Below are 17,658 nucleotides of genomic sequence, written 5' to 3'. Positions count from 1 at the left end.
ACCGGAGCACCGGGAGCCCTGATGAGCCAGCCCACCCGTCCCCGGTCCGTGATCGTCGGCGGTGCCCGCACCCCGATGGGCCGCCTGCTCGGCGCGTTCGCGGACCTCTCCGCCGCCGACCTGGGCGGCGTCGCCATCAAGGCCGCGCTCGAGCGGGCCGGGGTGACCGGCGACCAGGTCGACTACGTGATCATGGGCCAGGTCCTCCAGGCCGGCGCCGGTCAGAACCCCGCCCGTCCGGCCGCCGTGGCCGGCGGCATCCCCATGTCGGTGCCCTCCTTCACCCTCAACAAGGTCTGCCTGTCCGGGCTGGACGCGATCGCACTGGCCGACCAGCTCATCCGGGCCGGTGAGTTCGACGTCGTCGTCGCCGGCGGCATGGAGTCGATGACCCAGGCGCCGCACCTGCTCAAGGGCCAGCGCACCGGTACGAGGTTCGGCAACGCCACGCTGGTCGACGCCATGGCCCACGACGGCCTCACCGACACCTTCGACCAGGTCGCGATGGGCGAGCTCACCGAGGCGGCCAACAGCCGGTACGGGCTGACCCGCGAGGAGCAGGACGCCTACGCCGCGGAGAGCCACCAGAAGGCGGCCCGCGCCGCCAAGGACGGCACCTTCGACGCCGAGATCACCCCGGTGCTCGTGCCGCAGCGCAAGGGCGACCCGATCGAGGTCCGCGCCGACGAGGGCATCCGTCCCGACACCACGGTGGAGAGCCTGGCCCGGCTGCGGCCGGCCTTCGCCGCCGACGGCACGATCACCGCGGCCTCGGCGTCCCAGATCTCCGACGGCGCCTGCGCGGTCGTGGTCATGTCCGCGGCGCGCGCGGCGGAGCTCGGGTGCACCGTGCTGGCCGAGATCGGCGCGCACGGCGTGGTCGCCGGCCCGGACGCCACGCTGCAGACCCAGCCCTCGCGGGCGGTGCAGCGGGCCTGCGAGCGGGAGGGCATCGACCCCCGCGACCTCGACCTGGTCGAGTTCAACGAGGCCTTCGCCGCGGTCGCCATCGTCTCCACCCGGGAGCTGGGCATCGACCCGGCCAAGGTCAACCCCAACGGCGGGGCCATCGCGCTGGGCCACCCGGTCGGAATGAGCGGTGCGCGGATCGTGCTGGACCTGGTGCTCGAACTCGGCCGCCGCGGTGGGGGAGTGGGTGCTGCCGCGCTGTGCGGTGGCGGCGGTCAGGGTGACGCCCTGCTGGTGCACGTCCCCGCCCGGACCTGACCGGGCGGCGCGGGTCGCACGCGGGGACACTGGCCGCGTGAACGGGACCCCGGACGCTGTCGTCGTCGGAGCCGGCCCGAACGGGCTGGCCGCAGCCCTGCGGCTGGCCGCGGCCGGGCTGCGCGTGCAGGTCGTGGAGCGCGGTGACCGGGCCGGGGGCGGGCTGCGCACCGAGGAGGTGACGCTGCCGGGCTACAAGCACGACATCTGCTCCACCGTGCACCCGATGGCCGCCACCGCGCCCTTCTTCCGCGAGTTCGACCTCGCCAGCCGCGGGGTGAACGTCCTGCAGCCGGAGGTCAACTTCGCCCACCCGCTGGACGGCGGCCGGGCCGCGGTGTCCCACCACTCGCTGGAGCAGACCGCGCAGGGCCTGGGCCGGGACGGCGACGGCTACCGCAAGCTGTTCGCCCCGCTGCTGGCCCACGCCGACGACATCACCGAGTTCTTCCTGACCTCGGCCTTCCGCCGGCTGCCGTTGAAGAGCCCGCTGGCGGTGGCGAGCTTCGGCCTGCAGGGGCTGCCGAACATCAAGTGGCTGGCCGAGCGGTACTTCGACGACGACGCCGCGAAGGCGCTGCTGGCCGGCGCCGCGGCGCACGGGATGCTCGACCTGTCCCGCCCGCTGACCGCGGCGCTGGGCATGTTCCTGGGGATGATGAGCCACCACAACGGCTGGCCGGTCATCGAGGGCGGGTCGCAGGTGCTGGCCGACGCGATGGTGACGGCGCTGGAGCAGCAGGGCGGCGAGGTGGTCACCGGCCACGAGGTCACCGACCTGCGCGAGTTCGCCGGCGTCCCGGCCGTCCTGCTGGACACCTCGCCCGGTGCCTTCGTGGCGATGGCGGGCGACCAGGTGCACGAGGGGTACCGGCGCTGGGTGCAGCGGTACGCGCACGGCCCGGGTGTCTTCAAGGTCGACTGGGCGCTGTCGGAGCCGGTGCCGTGGACCAACCCCGACGTCCGCCGGGCCGGCACGATCCACGTCGCCGGGACGATGGAGGAGACCATCGCCGGGGAGTCGGCCCCGGCGGCCGGGCGGATCACCGACCGCCCCTACGTGCTCGCCGTCCAGCCGACCGTCGTCGACCCCTCCCGCGCGCCGGCCGGCGGCCACGTGTTCTGGGCCTACGTGCACGTGCCGCACGGCTCGACGGTCGACATGACCGAGGCGATCGAGGCCCAGGTCGAGCGGTTCGCCCCCGGCTTCCGGGACACGATCATCGGCCGCTACACGATGCACGCCGGGCAGATGCAGCACTGGAACCCCAACGACGTCGGCGGCGACATCTCCAACGGCGAGGCCTCGCTGCGGCAGATGCTGGCCCGGCCGGTACCGCGCTGGAACACCTACAAGACCCCGGTCCGCGGCACCTACCTGGCGTCGGCGGCCACCCCGCCGGGGCCGGCCGTGCACGGGCACTGCGGGGACAACGCCGCCCGGGTCGCCCTGCGCGAGGTGTTCGGCATCCGGCAGGCGCCCCGGCTCACGCCCGCGCCCTGAACGCCGGCCGCGGCGGCACCTAGTCTCCAGCCATGGTGCGACCGCTGGGCCTGCCGTTCGACCCGATCGAACGCGCGGCGCGGACCTGGCAGGAGCGCTTCGGACCGGCCGGGTCCATGCGGGCGGCGACGTCGGTGTTCCGGGTGCAGCAGATCCTCATCTCGCAGTTCGACGAGGCGCTCAGGCCGCACCGGCTGACCTTCGCCCGCTACGAGGTGCTGGTGCTGCTGACCTTCTCCCGCACCGGGGCGCTGCCGCTGAAGGTGATCGGCAGCCGGCTGATGGTGCACCCGACCAGCGTCACCAACGCCATCGAGCGGCTGGTCGCGGCCGGCTACGTCGAGCGCCGGCCCAACCCCACCGACGGCCGGGGCGTGCTGGCCGCCCTCACCGAGCGAGGCCGCGAGGTCGTGCCCCCGGCGACCGCGGCGGTGACGGGTGCGGACTTCGGCATGTCCGCGCTCACCGAGGACGAGCTGGACACCCTGTTCCAGCTGCTGCGCAAGATCCGGCTGGGCGCCGGGGACGTGGCGGCGCCGCCGGACTGACCCCGGCCCGTCCGGTTGCCCGGCGGTGGGATGATCGAGGTCATGCAGCCGAACCGTCCCGCTCGTCCCGCCCCGCGCACCGACCCCCGCGCCGCTGCGCAGCAGGCACGGATGGCGGCCTCGCTGGCCGGCGCGGTCGACCTCGCCGCGGTCCAGGCACGCAACGAGGCAGCCGCCCGCGCGCAGGCCGCGCCGCCGCCCAGCGCCACCGCACCCGTCGGTGCCCCCGGCAGCGCCGTGGTCGACGTCGACGAGGCCACCTTCCAGAGCGAGGTCCTCGACCGGTCGTTCCAGGTGCCGGTCGTGCTGGACCTGTGGGCGGAGTGGTGCGGCCCGTGCAAGCAGCTGTCGCCGGTGCTGGAGCGGCTGGCCGCCGAGGGCGGTGGCACCTGGGTGCTCGCCAAGATCGACGTCGACGCCAACCCCGCCCTGGCCCAGGGCCTGCGCGTGCAGGGCATCCCCGCGGTCAAGGCCGTGTGGCAGGGCCAGCTGGTCACCGAGTTCACCGGCGCCATCCCCGAGGAGCAGGCCCGGCAGTTCATCACCGAGCTCGTCGCAGCCACCTCCGGCGGTGCCCTGCCCGGGGCCGACGGCGCCGAGGGCGGCGAGGACGACCTGCCCGAGGACCCGCGCCTGGACGCCGCCGAGGCCGCCCTGGACGCCGGGGACCTCGCCGGTGCCGAGGCCGCCTACCGCGCGATCCTCGACACCGAGCCCGACCACCCGGTCGCCGGCCTCGCACTGCGCCAGGTGCAGCTGTTCCGCCGGGCCGAGGAGGCCGGGCCGAACGCGCTGGCCGCCGCCGGTGCCGCGCCCGACGACGTCGCTGCCCAGACCCGCGCCGCGGACTTCCTGCTCGGCACCGGGGACGTCGAGGCGGCCTTCGAGTGGCTGCTCGACGTCGTCCGGCGCACCGCCGGTGAGGACCGCGACCTGGCCCGCAAGCACCTGGTCGAGCTGTTCGGCATCGTCGGCGACGAGGACCCCCGCGTCGGCCCCGCCCGCCGCGCCCTGATGTCCGCCCTCTTCTAGCCGGACCGGCCCCGCTGCCACGGGCAGCGGGGCCCTCGGCCGACCACGGCTCCACCTCGCACGCGGCCCCCTCGCCGGGCCCCGCCCCGAGCCTGCGAGCGGTGGGGGCGAGGGGGTCCTTCCTCAGGCGCCGATGTCGCAGGCCGCGAGGCCGTCGAAGACCCCGCTGCGGAAGACGTCGACCAGCTGGAAGCCGGTCAGGCCGCTCTCGTCGAGCACGGCCGGGTCGCTGCTGGACTCCAGCAGGAACTGCACGCTCTCGTCCACGTCGCCGGGGGAGATCTGGATCCCCGGGATGCCGCCCTGCAGCACGGACGCGGTGTAGGCACCGGTCAGGCACACCGCCGACCGGATCGCCGCCTCGTCGTCGGCGGACAGACCCAGCTGCTCGCGTGCGGCGAGGGCGTAGGGGATCGACACCGCCGTCAGCACCGCGTAGTCGCCGAAGGCGTCGTAGATCGGCCGGGCCAGGTCGGTCTCGTCGTAGCCGACCGTGGCGTCCTCGGCGCACCAGACCAGGTCGGTCGTCGGCTCGCCGCCGCTGCACTCCGGGGCGGTGCCGGAGAACGGCTGGACCCGCGGCGGCTGGAAGGTCTCGCCACGGGCCTGGAAGGCCGCCGTCCAGAAGACCGGCAGGGTGGCCTCGATCAGCTCCTGTGCCTCGGCGTAGGGCGCGTCGCCGCCGGTCAGCAGGTCCTCGTCCCGGAAGCGGCCCTGGGTGAAGACGCGCTCCTCCCCGAAGGCGTCCCGGCAGGCGACCGGGCCGTCGTCGAACCCCTGCTGGAAGGCCGAGACCCGGTCGAAGTAGGAGCCGTGGGCCTGGCTCTCACCGACGCCGGTGCCGACCGGGTCGCGCAGCAGCAGGTAGCCGCGCAGGACGTCGTCCAGCTCACCGGGGCGGATGGAGTTGTGCGGGGCGTCGCCGGCGGCCACCCACGCCGTCCAGGCCCCGGCGAAGCAGTCCGCCTGGGTCTCGACGTTGATCGAGCGCTCGATCGGGTAGCCGACCCGGCCCTGCACGGCGTGCCCGAACTCGTGCGCCATCACCAGCGCGGGGATGAACCGGCCGTACCCGTCCGCGAGCTCGCCGAGGAACGCCCGGTCGTACTGGATCGCGTCGCCGTCGGGCTCACCGGGCTCGGAGGTGCAGTAGAAGGCGTTGCCGGTGACCGCCTCGATCTCCTGCCCGCACCCGATCCGGCCGTCGGGGTAGCGGGCGGGGTCGAGGTCGTCGGGGTCGACGGAGAAGTAGCCGCCGGTCAGCGGGGTGAACGGCTCGCCGAACGTGTCGGGGAACTGCTCGGCCCAGTAGGTGTTCAGGTCGGCCAGCGCGTTGCGGGCGCTGACGTCGACGTCGTCGTCGGCGGCCCCGATGATCGGGAAGTCCGCCGGCGCGACGTCGGCGCGGGCGCCGGACTCGGGGGTCGCGACGCCCTCGATGAGCGTGGCCGCGCAGCCGGTCAGCGCGACCGACGCGACCAGCGCACCCAGCACGGCACCCAGCAGTGCCCGGCGGGGCTTCGAGGTCATGGGCTCCCGATCGGTCCGGGCCGCCGTCGCCGGCGGCAGTGTCCTCATCCTGCCGGACCGGCGCCGACCCGGCAGGTGGGGCGCCGGACACCGGACACCCGCCGGGACGACGACGGGGCGGGGACCCTCAGGTCCCCGCCCCGTGCGCCTGTGCTGCCTCAGCCCCGGTCGTGCTCGGGGAGCTCCACCAGACCAGCGGCCTCGAGGTCACCGGAGGCCTCGGCGGCCGCGGTGAGCGCGGGGTCGGCGGCCTGGCCGTCGTCCGGCAGCTCCGGCTCGGGACCCTCGTGCACGAACCACACGGTGCCCAGCGGCGGCGCGGTCAGCGTGGCCGAGAACGGCTGCCCGTGCCAGGACTCCGGGACCGCCTCGATGCCGCCGAGGTTGCCCGACCCGGACCCGCCGTAGCCGGCGAAGTCGGTGTTGATGACCTCGCGCCAGCGGCCGCCGCGCGGCAGGCCGATCCGGTACTCGGCGTGCGGCTGCCCGGAGAAGTTGGACACGCAGGCCAGCGCCTGACCGTCCTTGCCGAAGCGCAGGAAGGTCAGGGTGTTGCCCTGGCTGTCGTTGGCGTCGATCCACTGGAAGCCGGCCGGGTCGTTGTCCTGGGTGTACAGCGCCTCGTGCTCGCCGTAGACCGTGTTCAGGTCGCGGACCAGGTCGAGCACGCCGCGGTGCGCCGGGTCGTCGAGGTGCCACCAGTCCAGCGAGCGGCTCTCCGCCCACTCCGACAGCTGCCCGAACTCCGAGCCCATGAAGAGCAGCTGCTTGCCCGGGTGGGCCCACATGAAGGCCAGGTAGGCCCGCACGTTGGCCAGCTGCTGCCAGCGGTCACCGGGCATCTTCCGGATCAGCGAGCCCTTGCCGTAGACGACCTCGTCGTGGCTGATCGGCAGCACGAAGTTCTCGGAGAAGGCGTAGACCAGCGAGAAGGTGAGCTGGTTGTGGTGGTAGCTGCGGTAGATCGGCGCGGTGGACATGTAGTCCAGCGAGTCGTGCATCCAGCCCATGTTCCACTTGAAGCCGAAGCCCAGCCCGCCCAGGTGGGTGGGGCGGGTGACGCCCGGCCAGGACGTCGACTCCTCGGCGATGGTGATCGCGCCGGGCACCTCGCGGTAGACGGTGGCGTTGAACTCCTGCAAGAAGGCCACCGCCTCGAGGTTCTCCCGGCCGCCGTACTCGTTGGGCACCCACTGGCCCTCGGGCCGGGAGTAGTCCAGGTACAGCATCGAGGCGACCGCGTCGACGCGGATGCCGTCGACGTGGAACTCCTTGAGCCAGAAGAGGGCGTTGGCGACCAGGAAGTTGCGCACCTCGGAGCGGCCGAAGTCGAACACGTTCGTGCCCCAGTCCAGCTGCTCGCCGCGGCGGGGGTCGCCGTGCTCGTACAGCGGGGCACCGTCGAAGCGGGCCAGCGCCCACTCGTCCTTGGGGAAGTGCCCGGGGACCCAGTCGACGATGACGCCGATGCCGGCCTGGTGCGCGGTGTCGATGAGGTACCGCAGGTCGTCGGGGGAGCCGAAGCGCGAGGTGGGCGCGTAGTAGGAGGTCACCTGGTAGCCCCACGACCCGCCGAAGGGGTGCTCGGCCACGGGCAGGAACTCCAGGTGGGTGAACCCGGCGTCCTTGACGTAGGCGACCAGCTCGTCGGCGAGCTCGCGGTAGGACAGCCCCTGGCGCCACGAGCCCAGGTGCACCTCGTAGACGCTCATCGGCCGGGCGTGCCAGTTGCCCTCGGCCCGGGCGGCCAGCCAGTCGGCGTCCTGCCACTCGTGGGTCGACGCGGTGACGACGGAGGCGTTGGCCGGCGGGACCTCGGTGGCGAAGGCCATCGGGTCGCTCTTGACCAGCCACTGGCCGTCCGCGCCCAGGATGTGGAAGCGGTACCGGGTGCCGACCTGGGCGCCGGGCACGAAGATCTCCCACACGCCCGAGGAGCCCAGCGAGCGCATCGGGTAGGCGCGGGCCTCCCAGTAGTCGAAGTCGCCGGTGACCTTCACGCCGCGGGCGTTGGGCGCCCAGACGGCGAAGGAGACGCCCTCGACCCGGCCGCCGGGGGTGTCGTAGCCGCGCACGTGCGCGCCCAGGACCTTCCACAGCTCCTCGTGCCGGCCCTCACGGATGAGGTGCTGGTCGAGCTGGCCGAGCGTGGGCAGCCAGCGGTACGGGTCGTCGACGGTGTAGGTGTTCGTGCCGCCGGAGCCGTCGGGGTAGACGACCTCGACCCGGTAGTCGCCGGGCTGCTGCGGGAGGCGTGCCTCGAAGACCCCGCCCCGGAAGACCTGGCGGGCCTCGTGGCGGGTGCCGTCCTGGTCGAGCACGGCGACCGCGACCGCGTCGGGACGCAGCGTGCGCACGGCCCAGCCCTCGGGCAGCCGGTGCGCGCCCAGGACGCCGTGCGGGTCGTAGGACCAGCCGTCGACGACGGCGGCCAGCGCGTCCTGGCTGACCTCCGAGCCGGCCGGCGTGGCGGCGGCCGGCACCGAGGTGCTCACCGGCGTCTGCCCGTCGGGCAGCGCCTCGACCAGCGCGGTCGAGGTGGGTTCGGGGGCCTCGTCGGGGGCCGCGGGCAGGTCGGTGACCTCGCTGGTGACCAGGTCGGCGGTGGTGACGTCGGCACCGGAGACCGCCGGGGCGGGCTCGACGGGCTCGGCCGACACCTCGGACCCGGCCGGCTGGGCGGTGTCAGCGCCCTCGGGGGAGACGTCCGGGGCCGCCGACTCGCTGCCGGCGGGCTCGGGGACGGTGTCCGGCGCGATCTCCGCGCCGGGCTCGGAGGCGGTGTCGGCAGGGGAGCTGCCGCCGGTGCCGGCGTGCTGGCCGTCGGCCGGGGCCTGCGGGGTGCTCGGCTCGGCCGGGTCCGGGCTCGGCGGCTCGGGCTGCGGTGCGGCCGGCGCTGCGGGGTTGCCCGGCTGCGCGATCGGGGCAGGGGCGACGACGGGGGTGGCGGTGACCTTCTTGGCCGCGGCCTTGCGGGTGCGCTTGGCCGGGGCGGCGGCGTCGGCCACCGTGCCCGGGGCGGCCGGGACCTTCTTGGCAGCGGCCTTGCGGGTGCGCTTGGCCGGGGCCGGCGGGGTGTCGGCCTCGCTGGCCGCGCGGACGGCCTCGGTGGTCTCCTCGACCCGGCGCATCAGCTCGTCGCGGCCGTCGGGCGCCTCGTTGGTCTCCGTGGTGGCGGCCTTCTTGGCCGGCCGGCGGGCGGCCTTCTTCGCCACCGCTGCGTCGGCCGCCGGTGCGCCGGCCGCCGGTGCGGCCTTCTTCGCCGCGCGCTTCGTGGCCTTCTTCGCCGGGGTGGGGGAGGAGTCGGCCTCGCTGGCCGCGCGCACCGCCTCGGTGGTCTCCTCGACCCGGCGCGTGAGCTCGGCCTTGTCGGCGGGCGCGGCGGGCGTCTCGGTCGGCGGCTGACCCGCGTCGTCGATGCTCATCGGTGGTCCTTCCAGGTACCTCTGGGTGTCCAGCTGATCGTCGGGTGCGGTCCTGCTGCGGAGCAGCAGGCTCCTGCGTCAGTCACCGGCGGTCAACCGGGACAGCGAGCTCAGCGGGATCATCAGCCAGTTCGGCCTGTTCCGCGCCTCGTACACACACTCGTACACGGCCTTGTCCGCCTCGAAGGCGCGCAACAGTGCCGAGTCACTGGACAGGGTGATGCCGCTGGCGGCCGAGTAACCGGCGCGGAACGCCTCCCGGTTGCGCTCGGCCCACTCCTGGGCGCGGTAGGCGCGCTGCTGGTCCTCCGGCTGCTCGACCAGCATGTGCCGCGAGGCGTAGTCGAAGGAGCGGAGCATCCCGGCGACGTCGCGCAGCGGGGTGTCCAGCTCGCGGCGGGAGACCAGCGGGCGGGCCGGCTCGCCCTCGAAGTCCAGCACGATCCAGCCGGAGGTGGTGCGCAGCACCTGACCGAGGTGGAGGTCGCCGTGGACCCGCTGGCGGACGACGGGCTCGTCGGTGGTGGCCACCGCGGCGTACAGCGCCCGCAGCGCCTCGGCGTGCTCGGCGAGACCGGGGACGATCGCCAGGGCCGCCTCGAGCCGCGTGCTCATCTGCTCGGCGACGGCGGTGTACCAGTCCCGGCCGGCGGTCTCGGTGGGCAGCACCCGGGCGAGGTCGGTGTGGACCGAGGCGGTCGCCTCACCCAGCCGCTCGCTCTCCCCGGCGAAGTCCCCGCCCACCTCGTCGGCGTGCAGGTCGGCCTCGGCGTAGAGGTCACGCACGCTGGAGGTGGCCAGCCGCCAGCCGTCGCTGGCGTTGGCCACGAAGGTCTGCAGCATCGCGACGGTGGACGGCTCCTGGCCGGGCTCGTCGATCTCGATGTGGCCCAGCAGCGGGGCGATGTGCTGGTTGTCGGTCTGGCGCAGCGCGTCGTGGATCTCCACGTCGGGGTTGAGCCCGGGCTCGAGCCGGCGGAACAGCTTGAGGATCGCGGACTCGCCGTAGACCAGCGAGGTGTTGCTCTGCTCGCCGGAGATGATGTCGCCGGGCACGCCCTCGGGGATGTAGGCCACCCCGGCCGGGTGGAAGTGCATCGGCCCGACCGTGGAGGCGGCCACGAGGTGGGTCAGCCACGGGACGGTGGCGTCGCGGTCGCGCATCGCGTCGTAGGCGTAGTTGGACCCCGAGGCGCTCGGGACGGCGCCGACGAAGGCCGACGACAGCTCCTCGGCCGGGGCGTTGCGCCACGACAGCGGGACCAGGTAGGTCTCGGTGGCCCCGTCGGTGTAGCTGACCCGGACGCGGTGGACGGACAGGGCCGGGTCGGACTGGTCGAGGAAGAAGCCCTCCTCGGTCACCCCGGCCCACTCACGGCCCTTGCTGCCGAACCACCGCTGACCGGGCATCCAGTCGGCGAGGATCTCGGTGAGCGCGCTCATTTGGTCTCCTCGCTGGCGCTCGTCGTCCGCACTCGCGGCGCTGCTGTGCACATGGATGGCCTCGCCAGCTCGCCCATCAGGCTTCTCCGTGCTTCGTGGTGGTGGTCGGGGCCTCGACGCCGAGTCCTCCGCTGCCGGCCGGGGCCTCGGTCGCGCCGACCACCCCGCTGTCGAGCAGGGACTGCGCCACGCTGCTGCTGACCGTGGTCTCCCAGCTGTCGTCCTCGGCGGCCGGGGCGGCGGGCTTGGACAGCTCGAACCAGTAGAAGCCGTGGCCGCTGAGGGTGAGCATGTAGGGCAGCACCCCGATCTGGGGGAACTGCACGCGCCCGGTCAGCTCGACCGGGGTGTAGCCCTCGAACCGCCGCAGGTCCAGCTCGACCGGCTGCGGGAAGCGGGACAGGTTGTTGACGCACAGCACCACGTCGTCGCCGAACTCGCGGACGAAGGACAGCACCGTGGGGTTGCGGGAGCTGATCTCGGCGTAGGTGCCCAGGCCGAAGGTCGGGTGCTGCTTGCGCACCGCGATCATCGTGCGGGTCCACTGCAGCAGCGAGTTGGTGTTGCGCAGCTGGCCCTCGACGTTGGTGACCTGGTAGCCGTACACCGGGTCGGCGATCAGCGGCAGGTGCATGCGCTGGGGGTCGGCGGTGGAGAACCCGCCGTTGCGGTCGGGGGTCCACTGCATCGGGGTGCGGACGCCGTCGCGGTCACCGAGCCAGATGTTGTCGCCCATGCCGATCTCGTCGCCGTAGTACATGACCGGCGAGCCGGGCAGCGACATCAGCAGCGCGGTGAACAGCTCGAGGGTGTCCAGGTCGTTGTCCAGCAGCGGGGCGAGCCGGCGGCGGATGCCGATGTTGGCCTTCATGCGGGGGTCCTGGGCGTACTCGCCCCACATGTAGTCGCGCTCCTCGTCGGTGACCATCTCCAGGGTCAGCTCGTCGTGGTTGCGCAGGAAGATGCCCCACTGGCAGTTGTCGGGGATGGCCGGCGTCTGCGCCATGATCTCCGAGATCGGGAAGCGCTGCTCCCGCCGGACGGCCATGAACAGCCGCGGCATCACCGGGAAGTGGAAGGCCATCTGGCACTCGTCGCCGTCCTCGCCGAAGTACTCGACGACGTCGGCCGGCCACTGGTTGGCCTCGCAGAGCATGACCTTGTCGGAGTAGTTCTCGTCGACGACCTTGCGGACGTGCTTGAGGAAGGCGTGGGTCTGCGGCAGGTTCTCGCCGTTGGTGCCCTCCTCCTCGAACAGGTAGGGGACGGCGTCGAGCCGGAAGCCGTCGATGCCCAGGTCCAGCCAGAAGCGCAGGGCGTCGATGATCGCCTCCTGCACCTTCGGGTTCTCGAAGTTCAGGTCGGGCTGGTGGCTGAAGAAGCGGTGCCAGAAGTACTGCTTGCGCACCGGGTCGAACGTCCAGTTCGAGCTCTCGGTGTCGACGAAGATGATCCGCGCGTCGGCGTACCGGGTGTCGTCGTCGGCCCACACGTAGAAGTCGCCGTAGGGGCCCTCGGGGTCGCTGCGGCTGGCCTGGAACCAGGGGTGCTGGTCCGAGGTGTGGTTCATGACGAAGTCGATGATCATCCGCATGCCACGGGCGTGGGTGGCCTCGATGAGCTCCTTGAAGTCGTCGATGTCGCCGAACTCCGGGAGGACCGCGGTGTAGTCGCTGACGTCGTAGCCACCGTCGCGCAGCGGCGAGGCGAAGAAGGGGGGCAGCCAGAGGCAGTCGACGCCGAGCCACTGCAGGTAGTCCAGCTTGCCGATCATGCCGCGCAGGTCACCGATGCCGTCGGCGTTGCTGTCGGCGAAGCCGCGGACCAGCACCTCGTAGAAGACGGCGCGCTTGAACCACTCGGGATCGCTGCCCGGTGCGGGCAGCGTCGACTGCTCGCCCGCGCCGGGGGTCGAGTGGGCAGGGACGGGGAGGCTCATGGGACTCGGTCCTCGTTCGTTGCTGGGGAAGCGGATCGGTGCGGCGACGGCGCCGGCCGGCGACTGGGGCCGGCGCCGTCGCGTGAGGACGTGAGTGTGTCAGCGGGTCACTGCGGGGCGACCACGGTGGGCAGGCTGCGGTGCACCGTGAACACGTGCGCCGGCTCCCGGTAGGGGTCCAGCTCCACGTAGTTGGTCTGGCCCCAGTCGTAGTGGGCGCCGGTGATCTCGTCGGTGACGGAGAACCGGTCCGACCAGTCCAGGCCCAGCGCGGGCATGTCCAGGGCCGTGGTGCCGATCTGGGTGTAGCTGCTGTTGAGCGACACGACGACCAGGACGGCGTCGTCCGAGCCCGGGTCGGTCTTGGAGAACACCAGCAGGTTCGGGTTGTCGACCGCGTGGAACCGCAGCGTGCGCAGCTGCTGCAGCGCCGGGTGGGCCCGGCGGATCTCGTTGAGCCGGCGCAGGTAGGGCGCCAGCGACCGCCCGGAGGCCTCGGCCGCGGCCCAGTCGCGGGGACGCAGCTGGAACTTCTCGGTGTCCAGGTACTCCTCGCTGCCCGGGCGCAGCCCGACGTGCTCGAAGAGCTCGTAGCCGGAGTAGACGCCCCAGGTGGGGCTCATCATCGCGGCCAGCGCAGCCCGGATCTTGAACATCGGCGGACCGCCGACCTGCAGCGTCTCGTGCAGGATGTCCGGGGTGTTGACGAAGAAGTTGGGCCGCATGTAGTGCGCGTTGGCGGCCAGCTCCTCGCCGTACTCCCGCAGCTCCCAGGCCTCGGTGCGCCAGGTGAAGTAGGTGTAGCTCTGGGTGAAGCCGACCCGGGCCAGCTGGTGCATCATCGCCGGCCGGGTGAAGGCCTCGGCGAGGAACAGCACGTCCGGGTCGGTCTTCTTGACCTCCCAGATCAGCCAGTGCCAGAAGTTCAGCGGCTTGGTGTGCGGGTTGTCCACGCGGAAGATGCGGACCCCGGCCTCGATCCATACCCGGATCACCCGCAGGCACTCGGCGTAGATGCCCTCGGGGTCGTTGTCGAAGTTGATCGGGTAGATGTCCTGGTACTTCTTCGGCGGGTTCTCCGCGTAGGCGATCGTGCCGTCGGGCTTGGTGGTGAACCACTCCGGGTGGCTGGTGACCCAGGGGTGGTCGGGCGTGGCCTGCAGCGCGAAGTCCAGCGCCACCTCCATGCCGAGGGCCTTGGTGCGCTCGACGAAGGCCACGAAGTCCTCCATCGTGCCCAGCTGCGGGTGGACGGCGTCGTGCCCGCCGTCCTCGCTGCCGATCGCCCATGGGGACCCGACGTCGTCGGGGTGCGCCACCAGGGTGTTGTTCTTGCCCTTGCGGTTGGTGTGGCCGATCGGGTGGATCGGCGGCAGGTAGACGACGTCGAAGCCCATGTCGGCGATGGCCGGCAGCCGCTCGGCGGCCTGGGCGAAGGTGCCGTGGGTGGGGGTGCCACCGACGACGGGGCCCTCGGATCGGGGGAAGAACTCGTACCAGGAGCCGTAGAGCGCCCGCGGCCGGTCGACGTAGAGCTCGTGGACCTGCGAGCCGGTGACCAGGCGCCGCACCGGGTGGGAGTGCAGCACCCCCTGCAGCGCCGGCGACAGCGCGGGGGCGATCCGGGCGGTGAGCTCGAGCGACTCGTCGCGCAGCGCGGCGGCCGCGGCGGTGAGGTCGGCGCGGTGCTCGAGGACGCCGGCGTGGTCCTCGGAGACGCCTGCGGCGACCTCCTCCAGCAGCCGGGCGCCGGTCTCGAGGTCGTTGGCGAGCTCCTCGGGACCCTGCCCCGCCGCGACCTTCACCTCGACGTCGTGGTGCCAGGTGCCCAGCGGGTCGTCCCAGGCCTCGACCTGGTAGGTCCACAGACCCTCGCGGTCGGGGACGACGGTCGCCGTCCACCGGTCGGGCTCGGGGCCGAACTTCGCCATCCGGGTGAGGACCGGGGTGGCGGACGCCCCCGGCTCGGCCGGTGGGGTGAGGACCACGGTGGCCGCGACGGCGTCATGGCCCTCGCGGAACACGGTGGCGGTGATCGGCAGGTGCTCCCCGACCACGGCGCGGGTCGAGAACGACCCGCACGACACGACGGGGGCGACATCAGAGATGCCGAGGCGGAGGTCAGCGCGGCCAGTCATCGGCGCAACGCTATCCAGATCAGGCCCTCCCCACACGTCGGCGGCCGACCGGCTCCACAGTGCGGGGGAGACGGACGCCCGGTGGACGTGACCGCCGTCTCTCCCACCGCCCTGTGCGGGCCGGTCCGGGGCTAGGGTCCGGCGCGTGCGAGCCCTCCGCCGTCTCACCGTCCGCGCCTCCCTGCCCGAGGCCCTGCTGCCGCTCTCGCAGCTTGTCACCAACCTGCGCTGGTCCTGGCACCCGGAGACCCGGGACCTGTTCGAGGCGCTGGACCCGCAGCTGTGGGACAGCTGCGGGGGCGACCCGGTCCGGGTGCTCGGCGAGGTCTCCGCCGAGCGGCTGGCCGCCCTCGCCGACGACCCGGCCTTCCTCGCCCGGCTGGAGTCGGTCACCACCGACCTGCGCACCTACCTGGAGGCGCCGCACTGGTACCAGTCGCTGGGGGAGGAGGCGCCGGCCACGGTGGCCTACTTCTCCGCGGAGTTCGGCATCACCGAGGTGCTGCCGCAGTACTCCGGCGGGCTGGGGATCCTGGCCGGTGACCACCTCAAGGCGGCCTCGGACCTCGGCGTCCCGCTGATCGGCGTCGGGCTGCTGTACCGGGCCGGCTACTTCACCCAGGGGCTGTCCGCCGACGGGTGGCAGCTGGAGCACTACCCCGCGCTGGACCCGCACGGGCTGCCGCTGAAGCTGCTGCGCGACGCCGAGGGCGCCGCGGTGGTCGTCACCGTGCCGCTGCCCGAGGCCCGCACCCTGGCCGCCCACGTCTGGCGGGCGCAGGTCGGGCGGGTGCAGCTGCTGCTGCTCGACAGCGACATCGAGGAGAACGCCCCGGCCGAGCGCGGGGTCACCGACCGGCTCTACGGCGGCGGCGAGGACCACCGGCTCCGCCAGGAGATGCTGCTGGGCATCGGGGGCGTGCGGGCGCTGCGGGCGTACTGCTCGCTGACCGGCACCCCGCAGCCGGAGGTGTTCCACGCCAACGAGGGCCATGCCGGCTTCCAGGGGCTGGAGCGGATCCGCGAGCTCACCGAGTCCCACGGGCTGACCTTCGCCGAGGCGCTGCAGGCGGTGCGCGCCGGCACCGTGTTCACCACCCACACGCCGGTGCCCGCGGGCATCGACCGTTTCCCGCGCGCGCTCATCGAGCGGTACTTCGCCGGCTTCGGCGTCCCGGTCGACCAGCTGCTGCCGCTGGGGGCCGAGCGCGACCCCGGCACCTTCAACATGGCGCACATGGGGCTGCGGCTGGGGCAGCGGGCCAACGGGGTCAGCGCCCTGCACGGCCACGTCAGCCGGGACATGTTCGGCGACCTGTGGCCCGGCTTCGACCCCGACGACGTCCCGATCGGCTCGATCACCAACGGCGTGCACGCCCCGACCTGGACGGCCCGCGAGCTGGTGGAGCTGGGCACCCAGACCGACGACCGGGACGACGCCGGGCCGGGGCCGGCGCACTTCGCCGGCGTCGACCGCATCCCGGCGCAGGAGCTGTGGGGCACCCGCCGGCTGCTGCGCGCCCGGCTGGTCGAGGAGGTCCGCCGCCGGGTGCGGGCCTCGGCGCTGTCCCGGGGGTCGACCGAGGCCGAGCTGGGCTGGACCGAGACGGTGTTCGACCCCGACGTGCTGACCGTGGGCTTCGCCCGCCGGGTGCCCTCCTACAAGCGGCTGACCCTCATGCTGCGCGACCCGGCGCGGCTGCGGGCCCTGCTCCTGGACGACGAGCGGCCGCTCCAGCTGGTGATCGCCGGCAAGAGCCACCCGGCCGACGACGGTGGCAAGCAGCTGATCCAGCAGATGGTGCGCTTCGCCGACGACCCGGCGGTCCGGCACCGGATCGTCTTCCTGCCCGACTACGACATCGGGATGGCCCGCCACCTGTACTGGGGCTGCGACGTCTGGCTGAACAACCCGCTGCGGCCGCTGGAGGCCTGCGGCACCTCGGGGATGAAGTCCGCGCTCAACGGCGGGCTGAACCTCTCCATCCGCGACGGCTGGTGGGACGAGTGGTTCGACGGCCAGAACGGCTGGGCGATCCCGACCGCCGACGGCGTGGCCGACCCCGAGCGCCGCGACGACGTCGAGGCGCAGGCGGTCTACGAGCTGCTGGAGCGCCAGGTGGTGCCCCGCTTCTACGAGCTCGGCGAGGACGGCGTCCCCTCCCGCTGGCTGGAGATGGTCCGGGCCACCCTGCGCGAGACCGGCCCGAAGGTGCTGGCCACCCGGATGGTCGGGGACTACGTGCGGACGCTGTACGTCCCGGCTGCCGGTGCCGCCCGGGCCATGGCGGCCGACGGGCACGCCGCGGCCCGCGAGCTGTCGGTCTGGCGCGCACGGCTGCTGGAGCACTGGTCCGGGGTGCGGGTCGGGCACGTGGAGGCGACCGGCGTGGGGGAGACCCCGGAGATCGGTGGCGGGATCGACCTGCGGGCCGAGGTCGACCTGCCCGGGCTCGCTCCGGCCGACGTGCTGGTCGAGGCCGTCCACGGACGGGTGGACGACGCCGACCGGCTGCACGCGGTGACCACCGTGCCGCTGCGGCACGAGGGCAGCGAGGGCTCCCGGCACTGGTTCACCGGCACCGTCCCGCTGACCCGGACCGGCCCGTTCGGCTACACGGTGCGCGTGCTGCCCCGCCACGAGCACCTCGCGGTACCGGCCGAAGTGGGCGTGGTCGTCACCGCCTGAGGAAGGACCCCCTCGCCCCCGCCACTCGCCGGCTAGTGGCGGGCCCCTGCGAGGGGGCCTGACCCTCGCCCCCGGCCCCGTCCAGTGGGTCGCCCCGGGCTCGCGAGGGTGAGGAGGACGGGGTCCTCCGGCTCGCGGCCGGCCCCTGCGGGGTCGAGGTGGACGGATGTGCGGACTGGTGAC

At 73.3% G+C, this 17,658-nt stretch carries 10 protein-coding genes; 5 read left to right on the top strand and 5 right to left on the bottom strand.

Annotated features, from left to right (window positions below; all coding sequences use genetic code 11):
• Positions 1 to 21: 21 nt before the first annotated feature.
• Genes O2W14_RS11975 through O2W14_RS11960 form a run of 4 tightly spaced genes read left to right on the top strand, consistent with a single transcriptional unit; the run spans position 22 to position 4,311 of the window.
• A complete protein-coding gene (locus tag O2W14_RS11975) occupies positions 22 to 1,227 on the top strand; it encodes an acetyl-CoA C-acetyltransferase (RefSeq protein WP_269176324.1) in 1,206 nt (401 codons plus the stop codon).
• 37 nt (positions 1,228 to 1,264) lie between these two features.
• Positions 1,265 to 2,731 (top strand): phytoene desaturase family protein, encoded by a 1,467-nt coding sequence (locus O2W14_RS11970; protein ID WP_269176323.1) that lies wholly within the window; start codon positions 1,265 to 1,267, stop codon positions 2,729 to 2,731.
• A 32-nt stretch (positions 2,732 to 2,763) separates the two neighbouring features.
• A complete protein-coding gene (locus O2W14_RS11965) occupies positions 2,764 to 3,279 on the top strand; it encodes a MarR family winged helix-turn-helix transcriptional regulator (protein ID WP_269176322.1) in 516 nt (171 codons plus the stop codon).
• Positions 3,280 to 3,321: 42 nt separating this feature from the next.
• Complete coding sequence (locus tag O2W14_RS11960) at positions 3,322 to 4,311, top strand: tetratricopeptide repeat protein (protein WP_269176321.1); 990 nt, start codon at positions 3,322 to 3,324, stop codon at positions 4,309 to 4,311.
• Between the two features lie 123 nt (positions 4,312 to 4,434).
• Here O2W14_RS11960 and O2W14_RS11955 read toward each other — a convergent pair whose 3' ends face one another.
• From O2W14_RS11955 to O2W14_RS11935, 5 genes are all read right to left on the bottom strand, one after another.
• Positions 4,435 to 5,841, bottom strand: coding sequence for a neutral zinc metallopeptidase (locus tag O2W14_RS11955; RefSeq protein WP_269176320.1), 1,407 nt, complete (start codon positions 5,839 to 5,841; stop codon positions 4,435 to 4,437).
• A gap of 158 nt (positions 5,842 to 5,999) precedes the next feature.
• On the bottom strand, positions 6,000 to 9,266 hold the full coding sequence (gene glgB / locus O2W14_RS11950; protein WP_269176319.1) for a 1,4-alpha-glucan branching protein GlgB: 3,267 nt from the start codon (positions 9,264 to 9,266) through the stop codon (positions 6,000 to 6,002).
• Between the two features lie 78 nt (positions 9,267 to 9,344).
• Complete coding sequence (locus O2W14_RS11945; RefSeq protein WP_269176318.1) at positions 9,345 to 10,709, bottom strand: maltokinase N-terminal cap-like domain-containing protein; 1,365 nt, start codon at positions 10,707 to 10,709, stop codon at positions 9,345 to 9,347.
• A 76-nt stretch (positions 10,710 to 10,785) separates the two neighbouring features.
• Entirely contained in the window at positions 10,786 to 12,648 is a 1,863-nt protein-coding gene (gene treS / locus O2W14_RS11940) for a maltose alpha-D-glucosyltransferase (protein ID WP_269176317.1), read from the bottom strand.
• 107 nt (positions 12,649 to 12,755) lie between these two features.
• Positions 12,756 to 14,786 carry an alpha-1,4-glucan--maltose-1-phosphate maltosyltransferase gene (locus O2W14_RS11935; protein ID WP_269176316.1) on the bottom strand — a complete coding sequence of 677 codons (2,031 nt, stop codon included), beginning with the start codon at positions 14,784 to 14,786 and terminating at the stop codon, positions 12,756 to 12,758.
• Positions 14,787 to 14,931: 145 nt separating this feature from the next.
• On the opposite strand from O2W14_RS11935, the gene glgP reads away from it, so the two are divergent.
• On the top strand, positions 14,932 to 17,475 hold the full coding sequence (gene glgP, locus O2W14_RS11930) for an alpha-glucan family phosphorylase (protein ID WP_269176315.1): 2,544 nt from the start codon (positions 14,932 to 14,934) through the stop codon (positions 17,473 to 17,475).
• Positions 17,476 to 17,658 lie beyond the last annotated feature (183 nt).

The organism is Modestobacter sp. VKM Ac-2986 (assembly GCF_026967795.1).
In the GTDB taxonomy this organism is placed as follows: Bacteria; Actinomycetota; Actinomycetes; order Mycobacteriales; family Geodermatophilaceae; genus Modestobacter.
Note: the sequence above shows the minus strand (reverse complement) of the source record. Positions and strands in the feature narration are given on the sequence as shown.

Coding starts and splice junctions, on each gene's coding strand:
- O2W14_RS11955 (WP_269176320.1), bottom strand. CDS start 5,841: ATGACCTCGAAGCCCCGCCGGGCACTGCTGGGTGCCGTGCTGGGTGCG.
- O2W14_RS11945 (WP_269176318.1), bottom strand. CDS start 10,709: ATGAGCGCGCTCACCGAGATCCTCGCCGACTGGATGCCCGGTCAGCGG.
- treS (WP_269176317.1), bottom strand. CDS start 12,648: ATGAGCCTCCCCGTCCCTGCCCACTCGACCCCCGGCGCGGGCGAGCAG.
- O2W14_RS11960 (WP_269176321.1), top strand. CDS start 3,322: ATGCAGCCGAACCGTCCCGCTCGTCCCGCCCCGCGCACCGACCCCCGC.
- O2W14_RS11965 (WP_269176322.1), top strand. CDS start 2,764: ATGGTGCGACCGCTGGGCCTGCCGTTCGACCCGATCGAACGCGCGGCG.
- glgB (WP_269176319.1), bottom strand. CDS start 9,266: ATGAGCATCGACGACGCGGGTCAGCCGCCGACCGAGACGCCCGCCGCG.
- O2W14_RS11975 (WP_269176324.1), top strand. CDS start 22: ATGAGCCAGCCCACCCGTCCCCGGTCCGTGATCGTCGGCGGTGCCCGC.
- O2W14_RS11935 (WP_269176316.1), bottom strand. CDS start 14,786: ATGACTGGCCGCGCTGACCTCCGCCTCGGCATCTCTGATGTCGCCCCC.